23 protein-coding genes are annotated in these 21,982 nt (G+C 69.0%); 11 read left to right on the top strand and 12 right to left on the bottom strand.

What is annotated here, in order from left to right:
* The first annotated feature begins 566 nt into the window (after positions 1-566).
* Both HCA44_RS19770 and HCA44_RS19765 read left to right on the top strand, forming a co-directional pair.
* Positions 567-1,661 (top strand): hypothetical protein, encoded by a 1,095-nt coding sequence (locus tag HCA44_RS19770; protein ID WP_169651045.1) that lies wholly within the window; start codon positions 567-569, stop codon positions 1,659-1,661.
* Positions 1,658-2,425, top strand: a complete 768-nt coding sequence (locus tag HCA44_RS19765; RefSeq protein ID WP_169651044.1) for a hypothetical protein — start codon at positions 1,658-1,660, stop codon at positions 2,423-2,425. Before HCA44_RS19770 ends, HCA44_RS19765 begins: the two co-directional genes overlap by 4 nt.
* A gap of 39 nt (positions 2,426-2,464) precedes the next feature.
* Here the strand turns inward: HCA44_RS19765 and HCA44_RS19760 are convergent, their stop codons facing one another.
* Positions 2,465-2,860 carry an SRPBCC family protein gene (locus tag HCA44_RS19760; RefSeq protein ID WP_169651043.1) on the bottom strand — a complete coding sequence of 132 codons (396 nt, stop codon included), beginning with the start codon at positions 2,858-2,860 and terminating at the stop codon, positions 2,465-2,467.
* Between the two features lie 102 nt (positions 2,861-2,962).
* On the opposite strand from HCA44_RS19760, the gene HCA44_RS19755 reads away from it, so the two are divergent.
* Positions 2,963-3,358 (top strand): VOC family protein, encoded by a 396-nt coding sequence (locus HCA44_RS19755; RefSeq protein ID WP_169651042.1) that lies wholly within the window; start codon positions 2,963-2,965, stop codon positions 3,356-3,358.
* Here the strand turns inward: HCA44_RS19755 and HCA44_RS19750 are convergent.
* From HCA44_RS19750 to HCA44_RS19720, 7 genes are all read right to left on the bottom strand, one after another.
* Positions 3,348-4,004, bottom strand: coding sequence for a helix-turn-helix domain-containing protein (locus HCA44_RS19750; RefSeq protein ID WP_169651041.1), 657 nt, complete (start codon positions 4,002-4,004; stop codon positions 3,348-3,350). The genes HCA44_RS19755 and HCA44_RS19750 overlap by 11 nt on opposite strands.
* A 65-nt stretch (positions 4,005-4,069) precedes the next feature.
* The gene (locus HCA44_RS19745; protein ID WP_240945677.1) at positions 4,070-4,861 is read right to left on the bottom strand and encodes a glycoside hydrolase family 16 protein; all 792 of its coding nucleotides are present in this window, start codon (positions 4,859-4,861) and stop codon (positions 4,070-4,072) included.
* Between the two features lie 83 nt (positions 4,862-4,944).
* A complete protein-coding gene (locus tag HCA44_RS19740; protein ID WP_169651039.1) occupies positions 4,945-6,366 on the bottom strand; it encodes a glycosyltransferase in 1,422 nt (473 codons plus the stop codon).
* A 45-nt stretch (positions 6,367-6,411) separates the two neighbouring features.
* On the bottom strand, positions 6,412-8,022 hold the full coding sequence (locus HCA44_RS19735; protein ID WP_169651038.1) for an MFS transporter: 1,611 nt from the start codon (positions 8,020-8,022) through the stop codon (positions 6,412-6,414).
* Positions 8,023-8,081: 59 nt separating this feature from the next.
* Positions 8,082-9,095 carry an LLM class flavin-dependent oxidoreductase gene (locus HCA44_RS19730; RefSeq protein WP_169651037.1) on the bottom strand — a complete coding sequence of 338 codons (1,014 nt, stop codon included), beginning with the start codon at positions 9,093-9,095 and terminating at the stop codon, positions 8,082-8,084.
* Positions 9,096-9,185: 90 nt separating this feature from the next.
* Positions 9,186-10,295, bottom strand: coding sequence for an acyl-CoA dehydrogenase family protein (locus tag HCA44_RS19725; RefSeq protein WP_169651036.1), 1,110 nt, complete (start codon positions 10,293-10,295; stop codon positions 9,186-9,188).
* A gap of 9 nt (positions 10,296-10,304) precedes the next feature.
* Positions 10,305-11,477, bottom strand: a complete 1,173-nt coding sequence (locus HCA44_RS19720) for an acyl-CoA dehydrogenase family protein (protein ID WP_169651035.1) — start codon at positions 11,475-11,477, stop codon at positions 10,305-10,307.
* Positions 11,478-11,610: 133 nt separating this feature from the next.
* Here HCA44_RS19720 and HCA44_RS19715 point away from each other — a divergent pair, with 133 nt between their 5' ends.
* Positions 11,611-12,222, top strand: a complete 612-nt coding sequence (locus HCA44_RS19715) for a TetR/AcrR family transcriptional regulator (protein WP_169651034.1) — start codon at positions 11,611-11,613, stop codon at positions 12,220-12,222.
* Here the strand turns inward: HCA44_RS19715 and HCA44_RS19710 are convergent.
* Entirely contained in the window at positions 12,179-13,504 is a 1,326-nt protein-coding gene (locus HCA44_RS19710) for an ABC transporter permease (RefSeq protein WP_169651033.1), read from the bottom strand. The two genes, HCA44_RS19715 and HCA44_RS19710, sit on opposite strands and share 44 nt — an antisense overlap.
* Before the next feature lie 80 nt (positions 13,505-13,584).
* Here HCA44_RS19710 and HCA44_RS19705 point away from each other — a divergent pair, with 80 nt between their 5' ends.
* The 3 genes from HCA44_RS19705 to HCA44_RS19695 are packed head-to-tail and all read left to right on the top strand — an operon-like array spanning position 13,585 to position 17,023.
* Entirely contained in the window at positions 13,585-14,493 is a 909-nt protein-coding gene (locus HCA44_RS19705) for a cation diffusion facilitator family transporter (protein WP_169651032.1), read from the top strand.
* Entirely contained in the window at positions 14,490-15,398 is a 909-nt protein-coding gene (locus tag HCA44_RS19700; RefSeq protein ID WP_169651031.1) for an ABC transporter ATP-binding protein, read from the top strand. Before HCA44_RS19705 ends, HCA44_RS19700 begins: the two co-directional genes overlap by 4 nt.
* Entirely contained in the window at positions 15,395-17,023 is a 1,629-nt protein-coding gene (locus HCA44_RS19695; RefSeq protein ID WP_169651030.1) for an ABC transporter permease, read from the top strand. The genes HCA44_RS19700 and HCA44_RS19695 overlap by 4 nt, the downstream gene beginning before the upstream one ends.
* A gap of 15 nt (positions 17,024-17,038) precedes the next feature.
* On the opposite strand, the gene HCA44_RS19690 is transcribed toward HCA44_RS19695, so the two are convergent.
* A complete protein-coding gene (locus HCA44_RS19690; protein WP_169651029.1) occupies positions 17,039-17,488 on the bottom strand; it encodes a hypothetical protein in 450 nt (149 codons plus the stop codon).
* Positions 17,489-17,735: 247 nt separating this feature from the next.
* Here HCA44_RS19690 and HCA44_RS19685 point away from each other — a divergent pair, with 247 nt between their 5' ends.
* A complete protein-coding gene (locus HCA44_RS19685; RefSeq protein WP_169651028.1) occupies positions 17,736-18,272 on the top strand; it encodes a hypothetical protein in 537 nt (178 codons plus the stop codon).
* A 42-nt stretch (positions 18,273-18,314) separates the two neighbouring features.
* Entirely contained in the window at positions 18,315-19,295 is a 981-nt protein-coding gene (locus HCA44_RS19680; protein WP_169651027.1) for an amidohydrolase family protein, read from the top strand.
* On the opposite strand, the gene HCA44_RS19675 is transcribed toward HCA44_RS19680, so the two are convergent.
* Both HCA44_RS19675 and HCA44_RS19670 read right to left on the bottom strand, forming a co-directional pair.
* Positions 19,292-19,714 carry a hypothetical protein gene (locus tag HCA44_RS19675; RefSeq protein ID WP_169651026.1) on the bottom strand — a complete coding sequence of 141 codons (423 nt, stop codon included), beginning with the start codon at positions 19,712-19,714 and terminating at the stop codon, positions 19,292-19,294. The two genes, HCA44_RS19680 and HCA44_RS19675, sit on opposite strands and share 4 nt — an antisense overlap.
* The gene (locus tag HCA44_RS19670) at positions 19,711-20,814 is read right to left on the bottom strand and encodes a hypothetical protein (RefSeq protein WP_169651025.1); all 1,104 of its coding nucleotides are present in this window, start codon (positions 20,812-20,814) and stop codon (positions 19,711-19,713) included. The genes HCA44_RS19675 and HCA44_RS19670 overlap by 4 nt, the downstream gene beginning before the upstream one ends.
* A 209-nt stretch (positions 20,815-21,023) precedes the next feature.
* Here HCA44_RS19670 and HCA44_RS19665 point away from each other — a divergent pair, with 209 nt between their 5' ends.
* Complete coding sequence (locus tag HCA44_RS19665) at positions 21,024-21,554, top strand: DUF3558 domain-containing protein (protein WP_169651024.1); 531 nt, start codon at positions 21,024-21,026, stop codon at positions 21,552-21,554.
* A 47-nt stretch (positions 21,555-21,601) separates the two neighbouring features.
* Positions 21,602-21,979 carry a hypothetical protein gene (locus tag HCA44_RS19660; protein WP_169651023.1) on the top strand — a complete coding sequence of 126 codons (378 nt, stop codon included), beginning with the start codon at positions 21,602-21,604 and terminating at the stop codon, positions 21,977-21,979.
* Positions 21,980-21,982 lie beyond the last annotated feature (3 nt).

Here is a 21,982-nt window from a genome sequence, read left to right as displayed (position 1 = left end):
ATGCCAAGAGATGCACCGACGACCAGCAGCGCTGATGGCCATCTTCCTGCAATACGCACCGTCACCGCGCTGTGAACGGCACCACCGATCGGCTATCGCCTCGCGCTGACGCCGGGTGTGCTTCGAGCTTCAGGCGACGTGGCTTTTCGGTCCTGGGGGACTGTTGTGAGTCCGCCGTGTAAACAAAACGATAATTCAGACCACCGCAAACCTCACAACTTAGGTTCGGCTAAGACCGCGTCTACCTGCGGTTTCCCTGCTTCGTCTGTGCCCTGCGGCACACCGCGCGAGCTGCCGCGTCGTGTAACTTCAGGTGGTTCGGGGCGGACAACACCGTCCAGGCTCCGAGGATCTCGCTCGCCAGACCAGTCTAGGCGGCGCAGCCCGTCCAGTGAATCGGATTTTCGCCACACCCGCTGGGCAGGCTCCCGGTCTCGCATCGCACGCGCGTGCGGTGGATTCTGATAACTTCCGCCGCCGGGGGATCACACGCTCACGGGCCGGGGGGACACCCGCGCACGGAGGGGCGGCACGAGGCCGAAACGAGGGTGAGAGAATGGGCGACCATGACTGACAGGGGAGGATCGCAGGACCGCCACGACGGCTGGTTCCCTGCTTTCGAGGCCGCGCCGGCACCGGGTTCACAACCCGGCCCGAGCGGGGCGACCGGAGCGGCAGACCAGCCAGGCGCTCCCGAGCCGGGCACCACCCCGCCGCCCGAGCAGCCCGCACCGGGCCCCAAGGTCGCTCCCGGTCCCGCCCCCGCTGCGGGCCCGCGCCCCGGCGGTGCACCGAAGCCGACAGCAGGGCCCAGCTGGCTCTCCGACGACAATCCGCCGCCGATGTGGCTCACGGGCGACGACCAGCCCGCGCAGTCACCCGCGGGCAAGCCGCCGAAGGCACCGAAAGCTGCCAAGCCACCCAAGCCGCCCAAAGCCTCCAAGGCCCCCAAGGCACCGAAGCCGCCCAAGGAACCGAAGGCGCCCAAGCCGGCCAAGGAACCGAAGCCACCCACGGCGGTCGAAGAGCCACGGGCCGTCAAGGAACCCAAGCCTCCGAAGCCACCGAAGGAGCCGAAGGCCCCCAAGCCGCCCAAGGAGCCTGGATCGGGCCGTACCGGCCTCCTGATCGGTGGTGCCGTGGCGCTCGTCGCGGTCGTCGCGGGCGGCATCGTGCTCGCCACGATGGGTTCGCGCGGCGGCAACGACGTCGACGGCAAGGCCACCGCGGCCGCGCCGACCAGCGCCGACGCGGGCGCCGGCGCGGGAGCCGGTGCCGGTACGCCTGCCGCCGACTGGTGCACGCCGTCCGACGACGGCACCACCGTCGTCGGCAACGGCCCCGGCGGCTTCGCCGACGGCCCGGACGCCATCATGGGCTTCGAGTACGGCATCTTCGTCGAAAGGAATGCGACGAAAGCGCTCGAACACATGGTGCCCAACGCACTTCACGCCGACCAGGTGCAAGCCACGGCCATCGACCCGATCGAGGTCGGTACGCAGCACTGCCTCAGCATCACCAAGAGTGGACCGGAGTCGTACGATCTCACCATCACGCGCATGAGCGACAGTGGCGAAAAGCTGGACCCGCCGTGGACGAACCGCGTGCGAACGGCGACACTCGACGGCCGCACACTCGTTGTGGAGATGGTACCCGCATGACACAGACACCTACTTGGGTCAAGCACGGCACACCGGTACTCGTCGCGGGCGCATGCGGTGGTGCGGGCGCCACGACCACCACCCTCGGCCTCGCCAATGTGGCTGCCGGACAGGGCATCACCGCCGTCGCGATCGATGCGACGCCCGCAGGTGGCGACCTCGCCGATCGTGGCGCCGACCAGGTGCTCGCGAGCAACGGCATCGAGCAGTTGCTCGCGTCGGCCACGGGCGGCGAGATCTCCGACGAGGCGTTCATGCTCGCGTCGTCGCACACGGCCACCAACGCGCGCATCCTGCACCGTGCGGGCGACGCGCTCGCGAACGAGACCGACTTCCGCCGGATCGCCGCGTACCTCAAGTCGCGTCGCGCGGACGCGATCTACGATCTCGGCCACCGCATCGGCGCGCGGTATCTGCGGTCGCTCGTGTCGACGCCGGGTGCCGCGATCGTGCTCGCCGTGCCGTGCCGCGTCGACGCGTTCAACCGGATGCGCGCGAATCTCGATGCGATCGGCCGCGTCGCCGGTGAAGCGGCGTTGAAGCGCACCGTGGTCGCGATCTCGAACCAGGATGCGAACGGGTGGCCCGTCGACGTCGACATGTTGCGCGGCTATCTCGAGGGGCGCATCGGCGCGATCGAGCAGATCCCCTACGACCAGCACCTGGCGTCGGGAATCGTGATCGCGCACGACGCGCTCGCACCTGCCACGGTCGCGGCGTACGAGAAGCTGGCCGAGGTGGCGGCGGAGCTCGTCGAGAGCTGACCCGTGCGCGAAAAAGGCGTACGGGGACTCGTCAGGTGCTCACGGTTCGAGGACGCGCGCGAGTGTCTCGAGGTCGTGCTGCACGGCCGCGACGTCCGCCTCCCACGCGACGTCGCTCGCACCTGTCGGCCGGCGTACCCCGAACACCACTTCGCTGCCGCCTTCGTGCGGCACGACGCGCATCGGGTTGTAGTACACGGTGCCGTCGGGCATCACGACGTCGTGGTCGAGGACGCCGAACTCGTTGCGCGGCGCGAACCGCAGTTCGATCTCCCCCATCGGCGACTTCGCGACCCATCTGCCGTCTCGTCTCTCGATGCCCGACGCGACGCCTGCGGCCCACTCGGGTAGGTGAGCAGGGTCGACGACGTACTCGTAGACCTCCGCGGGGGCCCGCGCGATCACGACGCTCGCGAACTTCGATCTCTCGCTCATATCGACCAGCATGCTCCGCGCCGCGGCCAGGAATCGAGGGTTCCGGGCGCGAAGTCCGAAACCTTCAAGACCGGTGCCGGTGCACGCTCCTAGGTTGAGTTCATGACACCTTCGTTCAGCGCTCTCGGCATCCTCACGCGCGACATGGCGGCTTCGCTCGCCTTCTATCGACTCCTCGGCCTCGACGTCCCGCACGAGGCCGACGACGCGCCGCACGCCGAGGCGGCCCTTCCTGGTGGTCTCCGCATCATGTGGGACTCGTACGACACCGCGCGTGCCGTCGACCCCGAGTTCACCGAGCCGTCCGGCACCGACCGTGTCGGCCTCGCATTCGACTGCGGATCCCCGGCAGGCGTCGACGACACCTACGCGATGCTGACCGGAAAGGGCTACCGGGGACTCCACGCACCGTGGGACGCCTTCTGGGGTCAGCGATACGCGACGGTCGCCGATCCCGACGGCACCACGGTGGATCTGTTCGCCGCCCTCACCGAGTGAGCGCCCCGAAGGACGTACCGGTCAGCTCGGTGCACTCGCGCACCAGGTGCGCCTGGTCGGCGTAGCCCGCGTCGCGTGCGATGTCGGCGGCGGGCATCGTCCCGGCCAGGGCGAGGGCGCGCTGGAAGCGTGCGATCCGGGACAGCGTCTTCGGACCGTAACCGAAGTGCTGCAACGCCATTCGTCTCAGTTGGCGTTCCCCGTAGCCGATCGCCCCTGCCGTCTCACGCACCGGGGCTCCGCGGCGGAGCAGCCGCGCCGCCTCGCGCACCACCGGATCCGGCGCGGCGTGTGCTCGGGCACGAACCGCGATCCGCACGAGCGAGCCTGCCGTGCCGTCGAACTCGCCCGGCACCAGATCCGGTCGGACCTGCTCGAGCGGTTCGCGTAGATCCGTGAGTTCGCGCGCCGGCACACCGAGGAGGGCGGGCAGCACACCGGAATCGAACCGCAGGCCCGTCGCCGTCGCGCCGCGCTCGCGGTCGACGACCACCGCCCGGGTGTCCGGCCCGGCGACGAGGACACGGCCGCTCGTGACGACGAGGTCCATGCAGCCGTCGGGGAGGATGGTGCCGGGCCCCGGCCCGTCTGCCGTCGACTGCCACAGCACGGCCTCGAGCCCCGCAATCCGACGCTCGCGGTACATGCACCCGATGCTACGAGCAGCTCGCCGGCCGCGTCACGGATCCTCGCGGGCTCGGGGCAGGCCGCTCACGGATCCTCGCGAGCTCGGATCCAGTCCACGATCATGTAGGACGGGTTGGGCGTGGTGCGATCGGGTGGCCCCGGCCAGTCGCCGCCCACCGCGAGCGTGAACAGCACGAAGGCCGGCTGCTCGAAGACCCAGAGCGCGTCGTCCGGCAGATCGTCCTCGGTGAACGTGGCGACCGGAATGTCGTCGATCAGCATGGTGACCGTGCCGGGAGCCTTGGTCAGCGAGTAGACGTGGAAGTCGTCGGTGAGGTCGACTCCTCGCCTGCCGGTTCGGGTCTCGAACCAATGCTCGCCCGCTTCGGTGGGCCCGTGCACCGACGCGTTGTACTCGCTTCCGTCGTTGGGTGTTTCGATGACGTCGATCTCGCCGCTGCGCGGCCACCCCACCTCGGGAAAGTCGGCTCCGAGGAGCCAGAACGCGGGCAGCAGGCCGGTGCCCGCGGGTAGCCGGATCCGGGCAGCGAGTGTTCCGTACCGGAATGTGAACTTGCCCTGCGTGTTCATCCGGACCGACGTGATGCCGCGTTCGTCCGAGCGCGCGGCGATCACGAGGTGGCCGTTGCCGTCGAGGTACACATTGCGCGGGTCGTCGGTGTACGTCTGCAACTCGTCGTTTCCCCAGCCGCCCGCGCCGTACTCGAAGTTCCAGTCGTCAGGGTCGGGTGCACCACCGCGCGGCCCCTCGAATTCTTCGGACCACGGCAATCTCGTCGCCCCTTCCTGCTCGACGGCCGAGCCACCGAGCACCGCGAGCACGAGCAGACACAGCGCCGCGGCCGCGACGCGCATGCTCGGTCCTCCTCGATGCATCGGCTCGGTGCCACCTCTCCGGTTCTGCCGTTGTGCCGTCCCCCGCGGTGAACAATGCCGGGTCAGCGTGCGTTCGCCAGCAGTTTCCGGAACAAGTCGACGCTCTGCGCCAGGTGACGATCGCCGAGGAACTGCGCCCGGGCACGTTCGTGGGCGTTGGTCGCGAGCCGCGCCGTGCGGGCGTCGTCGTGCAACAGGCCGACGAGGGCGTCGGCGAACGCGTCGAGATCGGCCGGGTCGTCGAGGAGGACGCCGCTCACACCGTCGACGATCTGATCGGCGATGCCTCCGACATTCGACGCGACGACGGGTTTCGCCTTCCACATCGCTTCGGTCACGGTGAGCCCGAAACCCTCGACGAGGCTCTTCTGCACCACGATCGACGCGTACCGCTGCAACGCGTCGACGATGTGTGCGTTCTCGTCGCCGTCGTCCATCGGAAGCACGCACAGGTGCACTCGTGCGGCTGCCGCCGGCGGCAGCGCGCGCCACAGGCCGAGGCATTCGTCCAGCACGCGCGCGCCTTCCGGGTCGTCGCTCACCCCTGCCGCGTCCGGGCCGACGAGCATCAGGTGCGCGTCGGCGGGCAGGTCGTCGACGCGACGTGCGAAACCGGTGAGCACGCCCTGCATGTCCTTGAGGTCGTCCCACCGGCTGACCTGCAGCACGACGCGGGCATCCGCCGGCAGCGGTCCCCCGTGCACGAGCCCCTCGTGCGGACGCGTCGTACCGCGTGAGCCGTCGCGGCGCGTGAACGCGACCGATCCACCCGCATCGGGCGCCTCGACGATGCCTGCGATCCGCAACGTCGACAGGACGTCGCCCACCGGAAGGTATTCGTTCTTGGCGGTGAAGGGGTCGAGCGACGGCGGGATGATCCGCACACGGCCACGGTCCACCCAGCGCGGCACGTATGCCGCGCGCGTGAACACGAATGCGTCGGCGGGTTCGACGTACCTGCGCAGGAATTGCCAGGCCGCGTCGGTGACCTCGTCGCTCGCATCCTTTCCGATATGGCAGCGCCACACCGCATAGGCGCCGATCCGCCGTACGCCGGCGACGAGGCCCGCGGTCTGCGGGTCGTGCAACACCACGATGTCTCCCGCGCGGACGAATTCGGCGAGGCCCGCGAGGTTCTCGGCGCTGACGTCGTCGAACAGACGGCGGTCGGCGTCGCTGAATTCGGCGCCCGCGCTGCCGTGCAGAGAGTTGTGGATGCGCTTGGTGAGCGCGAAGAACTCGGGGTTGCCGTGCAGCACGAGCCACCGCGTGTCGACTCCGGCGCCACGCCCGTACGCGACCAGCGACTGGAGCATCTCGGCGACGCCGCCACCCTGCGCCGTCGCGTTGACATTCCACACGACCCGACCGTCCAGGTCCCGCACTGCACGTGTCGCGGTGTCCTGCAGTCGCGTCGCTCGCTCGGGTTCGAGCAGCGCGGACAGCCGGTCGACGGAGATCGGGTCGATCAGCACTTCGCGCATGGGAATCATGCTTCCACGCGACGCGCGACCCGAGCCGCGGTTTCGTCACCTCGATCGCGTACGCGGTCTACGGACGGCCACGAGGTGGCGCACCGTCGACGGCTCGACCAGGAACTGTTCGACGCGTTCCTCGTTGGCCTTGTCCACACCGGTCAGCCGGCCCTCGTGCTGCAGCATGTGTTCGCGCCACGAGCGGACCAGGAACGTCTCGACGAACCGGTTCGCCTCGTTCGTGTCGCGGTAGAGCCGCCAGTCCATGCCGCCGGTGCGTTGCCGTGAGCGGCCGAGCCGGGCCATCGCGTCGACGAACTCGTCTTCCTCGTCGGGCTGGACGCGGTAGTTGTTGAGCACCAGTACCGGACCGTCGTCGGCGTCGGGCTCGAACACGAGCGTCGGCTCGGGCCAGTGCGCCACCGACGTGACGTCGAGCGACCACGTGGACCCGAGCAGCGGCAGCACCGTCACCGACACGGCCGCCGCCGCGAGCAGACCGGCCGCGACGACGAGCGCGGTCCGCACGCCGACGCCGCTCGCGACGAGACCCCAGACGAGCGAGCCGACGGCCTGACCGCCCATGAACACGAGCAGGTAGATCGACAAGCCACGGGCCCGGATCCACGCGGGCAGCATGAGCTGCATCGCGGAGTTGAGCGTCGAGAGCGAGAGGAGCCACGCGACGCCCGCGGCGACGAGCACGACCAACGCGAGCCACACGACGTCGACGGCCGCGACCACCGCGGTACCGAGCGCGAAGACACCCGCCGACACCGCGAGCAGCAGGTTGCCCGACAGGTACCGGCGCATCCTCGACAGTGTGAGCGCGCCCAGGACGGCGCCGAGACCGAGGGCGCCGAGCATCAGGCCGTATCCGGCGGACCCGAGGCCCAGCTCCTGCTTCGCGACGAGCGGCAGCAGCGCCCACAGTGCGCTCGCGGGTCCGACGAACAGGATCGCGCGCAGCAGCACACGACGGATCGCGGGAGCGGACCGCACGAACCGGGGGCCCGATCCGAGTGCCGCGAAAGGCTTCTCGGCGGGCAACGACGACTCGGTGACGTTTTCCTTCCAGAACAGCAGTACGAGCACGATGCCGACGAAGGACACCGCGTTGAGCCCGAACACGAGCGTCGGCCCGGACAGCGACACGAGCACGCCCGCGATCGCGGGCCCGATACCTCGCGCGACATTGATGTTCATGCTGTTGAGCGCCGCCGCGGCGGGGATCTGGTCGCGCGGAACGAGTTCCGGCTGGATTGCCTGCCATGCCGGCGCCGTGAGCGCCTGACCGCAGCCGAGCAGGAACAACAGACTGAGCAGCGACACCGGCGTCGTCGCGCCGGTCCACGTCATGACCGTGAGCACGATCGCCAGGACGGCCATCGTCGCTTGGCTCACGATGAGCAGCCGACGACGGTTGACGAGGTCGGCGAGCACGCCCGAGGGCAGCGCGAGCAGCATGACCGGCATCGTCGCCGCTGTCTGCACGAGTGCGACGAGGGTCGACGCGTTCGGTTCGCCTACCAGCAGCCACTGCGCGCCGACGGTCTGCATCCAGGTGCCCAGGTTGGACACGAGTTGCGCGATCCACAGCGCCGTGAAGATCTTCGACGCCATCGGAGCCCACGTCGACGACGACGGCGCGTTCCGAACGGTCATACGAGGACGCTACCGAGCAGACGCGTCGCCCCGGCGCGATTCGGACGGTCCTCGCTGCATCATGCTCCGCCGACGAGCGGCGCCACCTCGGTGCCGAGGAGTTCGATCGCGCGCATGGTGCCCGCATGGGACACCGGACCGACGCCGGGGTGCAGCATGAACCGATCGAGACCGAGCGTGTCGCGCATCGCGACGATCTTCTCGGCGACCTGTTCGGGATTGCCCAGGACGAGCGAGCCTGGCGCGCTGCGCATCTGGTCGAAGGCACCGCGGTTCATCGGTGCCCAGCCGCGTTCGCGGCCGAGCCCGGTCATCGCCTGGGCGTAGGGCGGGTAGAACTCCTCGATCGCCTTCGCCTCGGTGTCGGCGACGTAGCCGTGTGCGTGGACCGCGATCGGTTGAGGCTCGTGTCCGCCCTCGGCGAGGGCGCGGCGGTGCAGGTCGGCGAGCGGCTCGAACGCGCGGTACTGCCCGCCGATGATGGCGAGCGCCATCGGCAGGCCGAGGAGTCCGGCCCGCACGACGGAATGCTGGTTGCCGCCCACCGCGACCCACACCGGCAGCGGCCGTGCGGGCCTCGGGTACACGGTCTCGTGCGAGAGCGCCGCACGATGGGTGCCCGACCACGTGACGGCGTCCTCGTCGCGCAGCTTCAGCAGCAGGTCGAGCTTCTCGGCGAACAGTTCGTTGTAGTCGGCGAGGTCGTACCCGAACAGCGGGAAGGACTCGGTGAACGAGCCTCGGCCTGCCATCACTTCGGCGCGACCGTTCGAGAGCAGGTCGAGCGTCGAGAACTGCTCGAACACCCGCACCGGGTCGTCCGAGCTGAGCACCGTGACGGCACTCGACAACGCGATCCGCTCCGTGCGGGTGGCCGCGGCGGCGAGCACCATCGGCGGCGCGGACGCGACGAAGTCGGCGCGGTGGTGTTCGCCGACGCCGAAGACGTCGAGCCCCACCTGGTCGGCGAGTTCGATCTCCTCGATCAGTTCGCGCAGGCGGCGGCCGGGCGTGACGCCGTCGCGCGCGGCGGCGGGATCGATCTCGGCGAACGTCGTGAGGCCCAGTTCCACTGTCGGCACCTCTTCGTAGTCGGGCGGATACTTGAATCTTCCAGCATCCGCGCCAACGCGACGCCCGCCGAGATCATTCCCGGTGGTGGCTCAGCTCGCGACCGCGCGGGCGAGCGTGCGCACGTGATCCTCGCTGCTGCCGAGGGTGTGCTCGATCGCGGTCAGCCGGCTCACGTAGTGACCGACGGGGTACTCGGCGGTCATGCCGATGCCGCCGTGCATCTGGATCGCTTCCTGCCCGACGAGCCGTGCCGAGCGTCCCACCTGCAGCTTCGCGCGCGACGCGATCGTGGGATCGACCGTGCCGTCGGCGAGCGCCATCGTCGCGTACAGGCTCATGCTGGTCGCGAGTTCGAGCGCGACGTACATGTCGGCGGCACGATGCGTGAGTGCCTGGAAGCGCGCGAGCGGCGCCCCGAACTGCTTGCGCTGCTTCAGGTACTCGGTGGTGAGCCGCAGCGCCTCGCCCATCAGGCCGACGGCCTCGGCGCACAGCGCGGCCTGCGCACGCACCTGCGCCGCCTCGATCGCCGCCGCCGCGTCGCCGCCGTCGCCGAGGACCTCGGCGGGTGCGTCGGCGAGTTCGACCTGCGCGCCACGCCGCGCGTCGACCGTGTGGAAGGCCGTGCGGGTGACGCCCGACGCCGCCGCGTCGACGACGAACAGGCCGACTCCCCCGTCCGGCAGCGCAGCCGACACGACGAACGCGTCGGCGGCGTCGCCCGCGCGCACCGGGTTCTTGGTGCCGGTGAGCCGCCACTGGCCGTCGGCCTGCGTGGCCGTGGTGGCGACGGCCGTGTCGGGCCAGCGGCGGCCGGGCTCGTCGTGCGCGAACGCGAGCTTGCGGGTGCCCTCGGCGAGGCCCGGCAGGATCGCGGCACGCTGCGCGTCGCTGCCGAGTGCGTCGACGAGACCGCCGGGCGTGAGGACCGCGTCGAGCAGCGGTTCGGGGGCGAGCGCACGGCCGATCTCGGTCATCACGGCCATCGTCTCGACCGGGCCCGCGGCCATGCCGCCGTGTTCTTCCGCGAACGGCAGGCCCAGCACACCCAGCTCGGCGAGCTGGTTCCACACGTCGGGCTTGAAGCCCTCCTCGGTCTCGGCGACCTGTGCGCGGGTCTCGGCGTCGTAGGCGCGGCCGAGGACGTCACGGACGGTCTTGCGGAGCAGGTCCTGTTCGGTGTCGAGTTCGAAATTCATTGCGTGGTCTCACAATCCGAGAATCGAGGAGGCGATGATCGAGCGCTGGACCTCGCTCGAGCCGCCGTAGATGGTCACCTTGCGGGTGTTGAGGTAGCTGGGACCGGATGCCTGCGCCCACGCGGGCGACGCGATGCCCTCGGCGTCGACGGGCAGCGAGTCGGGGCCCGCGATGTCGACGAGCAGTTCGGTGACGGCTTCCTGGATCTCGGAGCCGCGCAGCTTGAGCACCGACGACGCCGGGTTGGGCTTGCCGTCGCTCGAGCCCGCGACGACGCGCGACTGCGTGAGCTCGAGCGCGAGCAGTTCGGTCTCGAGCTCGGCGATGCGCGCCGCGAACAGCGGGTCGGACAGCAGCGGTGCGCCGTCGACGTACGTCTCGGCGGCGAGCCGCTTGGCCCGGTCGAGCTGCACCTTCGACGTGCCGACCCGCGCGACCGAGGTGCGCTCGTTGCCGAGCAGGAACTTCGCGTACGACCAGCCGGCGTTCTCCTCGCCGACGAGGTTCTCGGCGGGTACCCGGACGTTCTCGAAGAAGACCTCGTTGACCTCGTGGCCGCCGTCGATGAGCTTGATCGGGCGCACCGTGATGCCGGGGGTGTTCATGTCGATCAGCAGGAACGAGATGCCTGCCTGCCGCTTCGGCGCGTCCGGGTCGGTGCGCACGAGGCAGAAGATCCAGTCGGCGTACTGCGCGAGGGTCGTCCACGTCTTCTGTCCGTTGACGATGTAGTCGTCGCCGTCACGCACCGCGCGGGTCTTGAGGGACGCGAGATCCGAACCCGCCTCGGGCTCGGAAAAGCCCTGGCACCACCAGATGTCGAGGTTCGCGGTGGCGGGCAGGAAGCGCTTCTTGAGTTCCTCGGAACCGAATGCCGCGATGACCGGGCCGACCATCGACGCGTTGAACGCGAGCGGCTCGGGCACCGACGCGCGCTGCAGCTCGTCGAGCCAGAGGTGACGCTGCACGGGCGTCCAGTCCTTGCCACCCCACTCGACGGGCCAGTTGGGAGTTGCGAGGCCGTGTTCGTTGAGGATGCGCTGCGACGTGACGATGTCGTCCTTCGTGAGCTTGCGCCCTTCCGCGACCTTGTCGCGGATCTCGGCGGGCACGTGCGTCGTGAAGAACGTGCGCATCTCCTCCTGGAATGCGCGCTCGTCTTCGGTGAGTTCGAGGTTCACTGCTGACCTTCCGTGGTGCCGGTGGTGCCGAGCGACGCCGGCACCGTGAGTCACCAGCGAGGCTAACACTGTTAGCCATCAGGGGCTGACAGTGTTAGCCTGCCGGATATCCCCTCCTGGAAAGGACCGACGCGTGCCGGGCCCACAACCGCTCACCCGCGAGCGCATCCGCGACGCGACGCTGCGACTCGTCGACGAGTTCGGGCTCGACGCGGTGTCCATGCGCAAGATCGCGGCCGCGCTCGGCGTGCAGGCACCGTCGCTGTACGCGCACTACCCGGCGAAGGACGACGTGCTGCGCGACATCGCGCAGACGGTCGCCGACCAGGTGGACGTCTCGGCGTTCGCCGACGGATGGCGCGCAGGCGTGCTCTCGTGGGCCCGCAGCTATCGTGCGGCGATGGTCGCGCACCCGAACATGGTGCCGTACCTCGCGTTCGGGCCGAGCGATCGTGCCGGTGCGCTCGACCGCGCTGATGCGGTCTTCGGCGGGCTCACCGCGGGCGGGTGGCCGCCGCGCCGCGCGACGATGATCAGCGCGTCGATCAAGTACCTCGTGGTGGGCTCGGCGATCTCGTCGTTCTCGTCTGGTTTTCCCGACGAGAAGGCCGTGTACGAAGGCCGCTATCCGCATCTCGGCCAGGCGCACCTGCTCCGCGAGCGTGCAGGCGAAATCGACCAGGACAGTTTCGAACTCGCACTCACTGCCCTTGTCGAGGGCCTCGGGCATCCGCCGAGTCGGTGACCTCGTCGTCGTAGCCGGTCATCGGATGGCCGTAGTTGGTGAACGCATCCCCCACCCGTTCGTCCTCGTCCTCGAGCGTGCGGGCCTCACTCTCGGCGTCGGGCACGCCCGCCTTCGCGAGTACCTCGGCGCGCACCTCGATTCCGTGCTCGCGCATTGCATTCTGCGCATCCATCATCATCGTGGTCTTGCCCGCGAGGATCCGCGCCACCTCGCGTCGCTGCCGCCACGGCTTGCCCACCGCCGACAGCACGATGCCGATCACGGCGTAGCACACCAACTGCCGGAAACCGATGCCGAACGACTCGCCGACGCCGTACACGGTGTGCTTGATCATCTCGGTGATGCCGTGCCCCACCACGAGGGGACGCAGATGGTCGAACACCGCGGGCATCATCCACGTCGGATACGCCGCACCCGACGCCGGTATCGACAGGAACACGAAGATCACCAGCGCGGGAACGGTGATGAACCGGCCGAAGAAGTAGCTGAGCCCGTTGACCACGAGCCCGATCGCGATGATCCACACGAAGGCGATGCCCACCAGCTGCCAGAAGTGTCCGTCGATCGCGCCGAGCACCGGTCCGGCCAGGAAATTCGCGAGCAGTGACAGCACCGCGGCGCCGCCCACGATGATCGCGACCCGCGTGCGGTGCAGCAGCGGCGCGCCCATCATCCCGATGAACATCGCCACCATGTAGCCGCCGATGCACCACGACAGCATCAGGTACATCGCCGTCATGCCGTACGAGTCGTTCGCGGGCAGCGGCGCGAGATCGACCTGGTGCAGTGCGATGCCCTGCGCCGCGAACACCGGCGTGAACACGGCGGACACGATCTGCTGGGCCTGGAACTGGTGTGCACCCGCCGTGTACAGCGTGGGCGGCGCCGACGGGTCGTCGCCGAACACGAGTGCGCCCACCACCTCGCCGCTGCGCACCGCGTCCTGCGCCGCGTCCGGGCCGTCGACGACGCGGTAGGCGATCGCGTCCCGAGTCGCGCTGCTCAACTGCTGCTCGACCTGCTGGGCCTGTTCGACCGCGGGTGCCGCGAGGGCCACCGGCGCGTCGTGCACCTTCGGCGCGTGGAATGCCGCGATGTAGCACAGGCAGAACAGGATGATGAAGAACACCGGCAGCCACAGCTGCAACCCGATCAGCTGCACCGCCGGCGGAAGCGTCGAGTAGAACCTGCGCCACGCGGCCAACGGGCCCCGGCCCGGCGCGCCGTCACCCGGCGCGTGGGTCGAGACGGACGGCTGCGTCGGTGCGGACTCGGACATGGCCCGATTGTGAAACATCCGCGGTGTCGTTCGAGCGCGGTTTCCCACTCACGGGAAGCCCGTCGTGGTCTGCTGTACGCATGTCCGGCGACACGACGCGGGAGAACCAGGTGCTCGTGCGGTTCATGCTGCTGTCGGTCGCCACGGCGCTCGCGACGATGCTGCTCAAGGCCGTCGCCGCGTGGATCACCGGTTCGGTGGGTCTGCTGTCGGACGCACTCGAATCGGGCGTCAACCTCGTCGCCGCCGTGATCGGCGTGCTGGCACTGCGCGCCGCCGCGAAACCACCCGACGAGAACCACGATTTCGGGCACGGCACCGCCGAGTACCTGTCGGCGGCCGTCGAGGGCGCGATGATCCTGGTCGCCTCCGGGGTGATCGTGTGGACGTCGATCGGACGCTTCGTCACCCCGCAACCGGTCGAGCAACCCGGCCTCGGCCTGCTGCTGTCGACGGGCGCGTCCGTGCTCAACCTCGCGCTCGGGCTCACCCTGCTGAATGTCGGCCGCAAGCACCGGTCGATCACGCTCGTCGCGGACGGCAAGCACCTGCTGACGGACGTGTGGACGTCGGTGGGCGTGCTCGTCGGCGTCGGCCTGGTCGCGCTGTTCGGGTGGGACGTGCTCGACCCGATCGTCGCGCTGCTCGTGGGCCTGAACATCCTGCGGATCGGCTACGCCCTCGTCCGCGAGTCGGTCGTCGGGCTGCTCGGCGCGGTGTTGCCCGCCGCCGACGTCGCGAAGGTCGACGCCGTCCTCGACCGCTACCGCGGCGAGTATCCCGTCCAGTTCCTGCCGATCCGCACGCGTGCGTCGGGACGTCAGCGGTTCGTGTACGTCACCGTGCGCGTGCCGGGCGACTGGACGGTGCGACGCGGGCACGACCTGCTCGACGCGCTCGAGGCCGACATCCGCGCCGCACTGTCGAACACGACGGTCTTCACCCATCTCGAACCCACTCGTGACACGGCAACACAGGAGGACACGTGAGCACACCGCACTCCCCCGTGATCGAGGTATCGGGGCTGCGTAAGTCGTTCGGCAAGTTCGTCGCGCTCGACGGCCTCGACCTCACCGTCGACGCGGGCACCGTCGCCGGCTTCCTCGGGCCCAACGGCGCAGGCAAGTCGACGACGATTCGCGTCCTGCTGGGTCTCTACGGCCCCGACGGTGGCTCGGTGAGCGTGCTCGGACGCGACCCCTTCACCGACGCGGTCGCGCTGCACGAACGCATCGCGTACGTGCCCGGCGACGTGAGCCTGTGGCCCGGACTCACCGGCGGCGAAGCGATCGACCTGCTCGTCTCGCTGCGCGGAGTGCACGCTTCTCCTGCGCGGCGCAGCGAGCTGATCGAGCGGTTCGAGTTCGACCCCACGAAGAAGACCGACACGTACTCGAAGGGCAACCGGCAGAAGGTCGCGCTGATCGCCGCGCTCGCGGCCGAGGCCGACCTCTACATCCTCGACGAGCCGACGTCCGGGCTCGACCCGCTGATGGAAGCGGTGTTCCGCGAATACATCCGGGCCGCAGCCGCCCGCGGCGCGTCGGTGCTGCTGTCGAGCCACATCCTCTCCGAGGTCGAGGAGCTGTGCGATGCGGTCACCATCATCCGCGCCGGAAAGACCGTGCAGACCGGCACTCTCACGCAGCTGCGGCATCTCACGCGCTCGACCGTCACCGTGCACGTCGAGGGCGACACGCGCAGCCTCGCCGCACTGGACGGCGTGCACGATTTCCGGCGCGACGACGACACCGTCGTCTTCCACGTCGACGACACCGCGCTCGCCGACGTCACGCGCGCACTGAGTGCGCTCAGGCCGCGGGGGCTCACCATCGAGCCGCCGTCGCTCGAAGAGCTGTTCCTGCGCCAGTACGGCGACCGGATCCCGTCGTGACGGCCGCCGTCACGGTTCCGCGCCAGCGCGCCCCGCTCGCCGGATACGGCATCCTGCTGCGCCTCGCCGTGCACCGCGACCGGATCATCGTGCCCGCGTCGATCGTCGTGCTGGTCGCCATGGTGCCGATCACCGGTGGATCGGTCGCCTCGCTGTACGGCACGCAGGCTCAGCGTGACGCGCTGCTCGCGAGTGCGGGCGCCAACGACGCATTCCGGTTGCTGCTCGGGCCGTTCGAGCACGCACAGTCGGTCGCGTCGGCGGTGTCGTGGCGGATCGGGTTGTTCATGGTGGTCGCGCTCGGCGTCGTCGCGGCGCTCGCGGTGGTGCGGCACACCCGCAAGGAAGAGGAGCTCGGCCGGCTCGAACTCGTGCGGGCCGGGCGGGTCGGTGCGCTCGCCCCGCTGGCGGTCGGGATCACCGCGGGGGCCGTGGTGAGCGCCGCGACCGGGATCCTCATGGCCGTCGCGATCGGGATACAGGCGGGCGCCGACCTCGCGTCGTCGGTGGCATTCGGGGTGCAGTTCGCGGCAACGGGCTTCGCCGCAACGGGACTCGCAGGGGTCACGGCGCAGGTCGCGACCAGTGCACGCACCGCGAACACGCTCGCGGCCGGCGCGATCGTCGCCGGCTACGCGCTGCGCGGCGCCGCCGACGTCGACGACGGGCTGCGGTGGCTCGTGTGGGCGTCGCCCGTGGGGTGGGCGCAGCGCATCGACCCGTTCGGCGCCAATGCGGTGCTGCCTGCGCTCGCGTGCGTGCTCGCCGGCATCGTCGCCGCCGGACTGGCCGTGCGCCTGCAGCTTTCCCGCGACATCGACAGCGGACTCATCCGGCCGCGCCCCGGGCCGCCGACGTCGACCACGCTCACCGGCCCGTTCGCCGTGCTGCTCCGCACCACGCGCGCGTCGATCGCGTCCTGGACGATCACCGTCGGCGCATACTGCCTGCTCGTCGGTTTCCTGCTGTCCTCCGTCGACGACATCGCGGGCGACAGCGACCAGATGCGCCAGCTCGTCGAAACTCTCGGCGGCTCGAGCGCGCTGTCCGACTCCTTCCAGGCGATCGTCGCGAGCTTCGTCGGACTCGCCGCCGCCGCATGGACCGTCACCCTCGCCGTGAAACTGCACGCCGACGAGAACGCCGGGCGCACCGAGGCGATCCTCGCGACCCGCGTGTCCCGCGCACGACTGTTCGGCGCCGCCACCGTGCTCATGCTGCTCGGTGTCACGGCAATCGCCGTCGTCAGTGGGCTCGCGATGGGTGTCGCGCACGCGATCTCGGCAGGCGACTGGGGCGACGCGGTCCGCGACGGCGTCGTTGCCGGTGCCGTACAGATACCCGCGGCCGCCGTCGTCGGTGCCGTTGCCCTGACCATCTACGCGTGGCGTCCCCGCGCCGTGGTCACCGGCTGGGCCGTGATCGTCGCGATTCTCGTCGTCAGCCAGTTCGGCGAACTTCTGTCGTTGCCGCAATGGCTGCGCGACATCTCACCGTTCAGTCACGTCCCGATGGTGCCCGTCGACGACGTCGACGCACTCCCTCTCGTCACGCTGGCCGTCGTCGCCGCCGTCCTGGTCGCGTCGGGGTTCGCGGGTTTCCGACGGCGAGACGTGCCTGTGTGAGCGCTGTTCTCGCGCTTACCCGCCGGGCGTCTCTTCCGGTGCGGGCGCGTCGCGGAACTGCACGTTGGCCCAGATGCCCGCGTTGTTGTGCAGCGGGTCGATCAGACTCGAATGCGTGTAGCCGGAGATGGAACTCGGCCAGCAGCCGGCCCAGCGTGTCTCGATGAACAGCGACTCGCGCGGCTTGAGGACCGGCGCGAAGCGCTGCTGACCCGCGATCTCCTGCAACAAGACGTTGGGCGCGTCATAGGGCCCGTCGTTGGTGACCTTCATCCACCGGTGCATCGACCAGAAGTTGCTCCACGGCTGGCCTGGCTCTCCAAACGAACAGTTGACGCCGCCCTCGATCCGAAGATCGAACGGCACTTGCGCATTCGCAGGTCCTGCCGCCACGATTCCTGCCGCCGCGATACCGGCTGCCGCGGCGACCGAGGTGGCCGCGCGAGCGATAGTGCGCTTCTTCATGTCCTCGTCCTCTCGAATTCCCGCTGTTCCAGCTGTGTGAACCCCGACGCGACAAACTTCGCAAACCAGTAACTACGGATAGTATCGGCGCTCTGATCTGCTCGTTACCCGATTCACAAGGACGAGACCTGATCGCAAGGTGCTTGCGTGCCTTGATCGCGGCGTTCTGCGCGCGACCTGTGACACATTCGAGGGTCCCGGCGATACACCCGGCGACAACAGAAAAATACGGCACGAGGGAGCGACTATGGGCAAGCAGTTCTGGCGGCGAGCAGGTGCTTCGGTACTCGCGGTAGCAGGTGTGGGTGCGGCGACCGTCGCGGGCGGCGGTGCCGTCGCGCAGGCGCAGCCCGCGCCGACCTCGACCACGGTCACCTGCTCGAGCGCGAATCCGCTTGCGTGGGCCCCGTCGTTCACGTGGACGATCAGGGCGTCGTCGGGCGCATCGCTTCCGCCCGGCGGCGACAGCCTCGTGCCGTCGCTGCTGTTGAGCGGCAACAACGAACTGCCCGATCCGCCCGGCGGCCTGTTCCCGAGTATCGGCCCCAACTGGTACGGCACGCGGGTGCTCGTCGACTGGACGAACCGGAACACCGGCGAGTCGGGTCGCAGCGTCAGCGACGAGGAGGCGTGGAAGCAGAAGCCGAGCATCCCCGTCAACCGCACATTTGCCGGGACCGGCACGGTCGATTTCACCGTCACCGTGCAGACCGGTGCGGCATGGTGGTTCGTGAACCATCAGGACGCGGTGTGCCAGGGCACCGTCGAGATCGTCGACGCCTGAGTCACGCCGCGGCGCACGGCCGCGTCGCAGGAGGTACGTCGAGTGGCGATCGACACGCACGCGCACGTGTACCCCGAGCGGTACCTCGACGCGCTCGAGGCCGCCGGGGTTCCGGCGTCGCGCACACGGATCGCGCGGGGCATGGGCGCCGACGACAGTGAGCACGACATGAGCCTGCGTCTCGGCATGATGGACGCGGCGGGTGTCACCTGCCAGGTGCTGTCGGCAGTGCCGCAGCTTCCCGTCGTCGACGACGCGGCGAAGGCCGGCGAGTGCGCCCGGATGGTCAACGACCTCTACCGGGCGCTGCTCGACCGATATCCTGACCGCTTCGTCGCGTACGGGGCGTTGACACTTCCGCACGTCGACGCGTCGCTCGAGCAGATCGGTTACTGCCTGGACGATCTCGGATTCGTCGGCGTCGGGATCAACACTTTCGTCGACGTCGAGGGTCCGGTCACCGACGACGCGCTCGTGCCGGTGTTCGAGGAGCTCGACCGGCGCGGCGCGATCGTCTACCTCCATCCGTCGGGGCTGTCCGCGGGTTGCCGCCCCATCAGCGAGCACGGGCTCACCTGGGTCAACGGTGCGCCGATGGAGGATGCGATCGCGACACTGCACCTGCTGAAAGCCGACTACCCGAATCGGTTTCCGCACATCCGATTCCACATCGCACACCTCGGCGGCGACATTCCGTTCCTTGCACAGCGCATCGAGGACAACTACGAGTCGTGGAATGCCTTTGCTCGCTCTCCACGGGAATCTCTGCAGCGCATGTGGTTCGACGCCGCGAACTTCTTCGCACCGTCGTTGCGCCTCGCACTCGAGGTGTTCGATCCGGGCAAGGTCCTCGCCGGGTCGGACTTCCCGTACTTCCAGGACGACAAGTACACGCGCGCGATCGAGTACATCCGCACCAGCGGCCTCGACCCCGCCGTCGTCGCCGACATCCTCACCGGCAACGCCGCAACCTTGTACGGCGACGCGTTACCCCCGGGGGCGGTGCCGCCGGGTTCGGCCTAACCGCACCGCAGCGCGACCCCCGGCCCACTCGCCGAGTGCTGCGACAACAGTGTGCCGCCACCACTCATCGTGCAGTGCGCGTCGAACCACATCGACGGTGCGATGGGTTCGGCCCCGACCATCGGGCCGTACACGTGCGGACCGATCTCGACGGTCTTGCGCCACGGCAGTGACGTGACGGTCTCGGTTTCTTCCCCCTTCGAGCCGTCGTCCGCGGTGACGGTGTAGACGACGCGGATCGGCCCGTCGTATTCGCCGTCGAGCGTGTACTCGACCGCCGCGTACGCGTCGCCCGGGTCGGGCACCGCGAGGCTGATCGCGAGCACAGCCGTCAACACGAGCGTGAGTGCGCCGCAGGTGATGTAGAAGATCTTCAGCTTCGACGGGTTCGCCTTCTGCACGACATGTCCCCCGGTCATTCGACGTCCGCGTCGGACATGAGCCACGTGTTGCACTCACCGAGGGTGTCGGAACTCATTCCGACACGGAGCATCTCGCGGTTGTTGTGGTCGCCCGGGTGCTTCGGGTCACCTTCGGCCCACTGCAGGGCGAGCACGTCCTCGCGATACGCCGGAAACAGGCGGGCGACGACAGCACCCGAATAGCATTGCGCCTGCGCCTCCATGCGTTTGGTGTCCATCGCCGTGTCCGACAGGTAGTGGTTCAGTTCGAAGACGTCCTGCAGGTAGTGGCCGTATTCGTGGGCGACCACCTGGACTGCCTGTGCCGCGGAACTGCTGCTGCCGTCGTAGTTGACGAACTGCTTGCCGCTTCCAGCCTGTTGCCAGTTGCCACGCGCGAACACCATGCGCCGCTCGTCGAAGCAGTAGAACGCGCCGTTCTCGAACTCCTTCGTCTCGATCGGGACGCCGTTCATCTCGTCGAGCGCCATCTGCTCGATCTCGGCGAACGTCGGGGTGCCGCACTCGCGGATACCGACCGGGCTCTCGATCAGTTGGACGTCAACCGTGCGAATGAACCTGTCGTCGACCCACTGTGCGGCGACGGCACCCGCGTAGCCGTCGACGCACGCGATGGCGGTGTTGAAGAACGCCGCCTGCGCCTCCGGGCCGGCGCTCCACGCGGGCAGCGCACACCGCGTCGGCTCGGCGGCGTCCCACGCGACGGCGTTCGTCTCGTGCGCCGTGACATCGGGTTGCAGGTGGAAGTAGCGTCCCGGGTCCCGCACCGCGACCTTCGGCGGCATGTCGGTACGGGCGGTGAGGCTCGGCGTATCGGGCTGCTTGGTTGCGACGTGAATCGCATAGCCCACCACCAACATTCCGTAGAGGCCGAGCGCAGGCACCAGTAGCGTGAGGACCACGCCGTGCAGGATCGTGCGCGCCCTGCTGCGAGGTGGTGGAGTGGGTTCCGGCGCCTGCGGGTACGGCGGCAGTGACGGGAAGCCGTGCGGCGGCGGGAAGCCGTGTGGTGGAGGGAAGCCGTGCGGCGGCGGGAAGCCATGCGGCGGCGGTGGCGGAAACGCGGCCGGTGGCGACGGCCAGCCCTGGTGCTCCATGCTCTCGACGTCCTCTGCTCTCGGTCCGAGCGAGTGAGCACGAGGGCACACGAGTAGTCGACCATCCCCTGCGCACCCGTCCCCCACCTGTGCCCGACGCCTGCCGGCCCCGAACGATCCCCCCGGAGTGATACGGATGGGCGGAGCATACCGGCACACTCGGACGCCCTCCCGCGGCCTGCCGGGCAGGTGATGGGAAGATGGACCCCATGACCACGACTCGGGCAGCGGCGGGTGCGATCGCCTTGGTAGCGATCGCATTGGGGGCCACAGGCTGCAGCGGCGACGACCCCTCCGACGAAACAACCACTTCGGCCGCCGCCGAGCCATGGGATCCCTGCACCATCTCCGACGAAGCACTCGTTCAAGCAGGGCTGGACCCAGCGTCCGAGGGCCCAGGGTTGTCGGCGGAAGCACCTGGTTGGAAGACGTGCCGGTGGGAGAGCAACGACATAAGCGTGATCCTGGGCGCTTCCACTACGACCGGCGTAGATCAGTTTCGGGATAACCCCGAGAACATCGACTTTCAGGACGTGACCGTCGCGGGCCGACAAGGATTCACTTACCGTGACGCACAGGACGACGCGGGCGAATTCTGTTGGCTGACGGCACCGTCCCAGGGCGTTGGCATTCTAAACATGCAGGTAACCAGGTCGCCGTTCACCAAGGACGACACCACACCAATGTGCGAATGGGCAGTGAAGGTGGGTGGCGCCTTAATTGCGGGGTCTCCGCGCTGACGGATAAGCTCCGGGTCCAGTCGGGTTCCTAGGGGAGGGCTAATCGAATGACCGATGCGGTATCAGGGGTGGACAACTTGCTCGCGTTGGCCGCGCAAGCCAAAGCGGGTGAACTCGTTCTCGACCCCGAGGTTGCGCAAGATTGCGCGAAGGCGTCACAGGATGCAATCGCGTCACTGCACGAGGTTCGCGAGCGGATGAAACTCCACACCAAGCTACTTCCGCTCGGAAACTTCGATTGCGGTCATGAGCTTGCCCAGATTCTCTCCGACACGACTCAGCAGTTCATTGACAGGCTCGCTGAGCACATCACATGCCTGGAAGCAATTCACGACATGGTGGGCGCCCAGGTGGCCGCGACGATGACCACCGACGACCAGACCTCGAGCGCTCTGGCACGAGTCAACGGCCAGGTCGCGGGCTGAGCG

Source organism: Rhodococcus sp. HNM0569, assembly GCF_012726205.1.
Taxonomy (GTDB): Bacteria; Actinomycetota; Actinomycetes; order Mycobacteriales; family Mycobacteriaceae; genus Rhodococcus_F.
This window is presented reverse-complemented; position numbering and strand designations above follow the sequence as displayed.

Coding starts and splice junctions, on each gene's coding strand:
- HCA44_RS19770 (WP_169651045.1), top strand. CDS start 567: ATGACTGACAGGGGAGGATCGCAGGACCGCCACGACGGCTGGTTCCCT.
- HCA44_RS19765 (WP_169651044.1), top strand. CDS start 1,658: ATGACACAGACACCTACTTGGGTCAAGCACGGCACACCGGTACTCGTC.
- HCA44_RS19760 (WP_169651043.1), bottom strand. CDS start 2,860: ATGAGCGAGAGATCGAAGTTCGCGAGCGTCGTGATCGCGCGGGCCCCC.
- HCA44_RS19755 (WP_169651042.1), top strand. CDS start 2,963: ATGACACCTTCGTTCAGCGCTCTCGGCATCCTCACGCGCGACATGGCG.
- HCA44_RS19750 (WP_169651041.1), bottom strand. CDS start 4,004: ATGTACCGCGAGCGTCGGATTGCGGGGCTCGAGGCCGTGCTGTGGCAG.
- HCA44_RS19745 (WP_240945677.1), bottom strand. CDS start 4,861: ATGCGCGTCGCGGCCGCGGCGCTGTGTCTGCTCGTGCTCGCGGTGCTC.
- HCA44_RS19740 (WP_169651039.1), bottom strand. CDS start 6,366: ATGCGCGAAGTGCTGATCGACCCGATCTCCGTCGACCGGCTGTCCGCG.
- HCA44_RS19735 (WP_169651038.1), bottom strand. CDS start 8,022: ATGACCGTTCGGAACGCGCCGTCGTCGTCGACGTGGGCTCCGATGGCG.
- HCA44_RS19725 (WP_169651036.1), bottom strand. CDS start 10,295: ATGAATTTCGAACTCGACACCGAACAGGACCTGCTCCGCAAGACCGTC.
- HCA44_RS19710 (WP_169651033.1), bottom strand. CDS start 13,504: ATGTCCGAGTCCGCACCGACGCAGCCGTCCGTCTCGACCCACGCGCCG.
- HCA44_RS19705 (WP_169651032.1), top strand. CDS start 13,585: ATGTCCGGCGACACGACGCGGGAGAACCAGGTGCTCGTGCGGTTCATG.
- HCA44_RS19690 (WP_169651029.1), bottom strand. CDS start 17,488: ATGAAGAAGCGCACTATCGCTCGCGCGGCCACCTCGGTCGCCGCGGCA.
- HCA44_RS19685 (WP_169651028.1), top strand. CDS start 17,736: ATGGGCAAGCAGTTCTGGCGGCGAGCAGGTGCTTCGGTACTCGCGGTA.
- HCA44_RS19675 (WP_169651026.1), bottom strand. CDS start 19,714: ATGACCGGGGGACATGTCGTGCAGAAGGCGAACCCGTCGAAGCTGAAG.
- HCA44_RS19670 (WP_169651025.1), bottom strand. CDS start 20,814: ATGGAGCACCAGGGCTGGCCGTCGCCACCGGCCGCGTTTCCGCCACCG.
- HCA44_RS19665 (WP_169651024.1), top strand. CDS start 21,024: ATGACCACGACTCGGGCAGCGGCGGGTGCGATCGCCTTGGTAGCGATC.
- HCA44_RS19660 (WP_169651023.1), top strand. CDS start 21,602: ATGACCGATGCGGTATCAGGGGTGGACAACTTGCTCGCGTTGGCCGCG.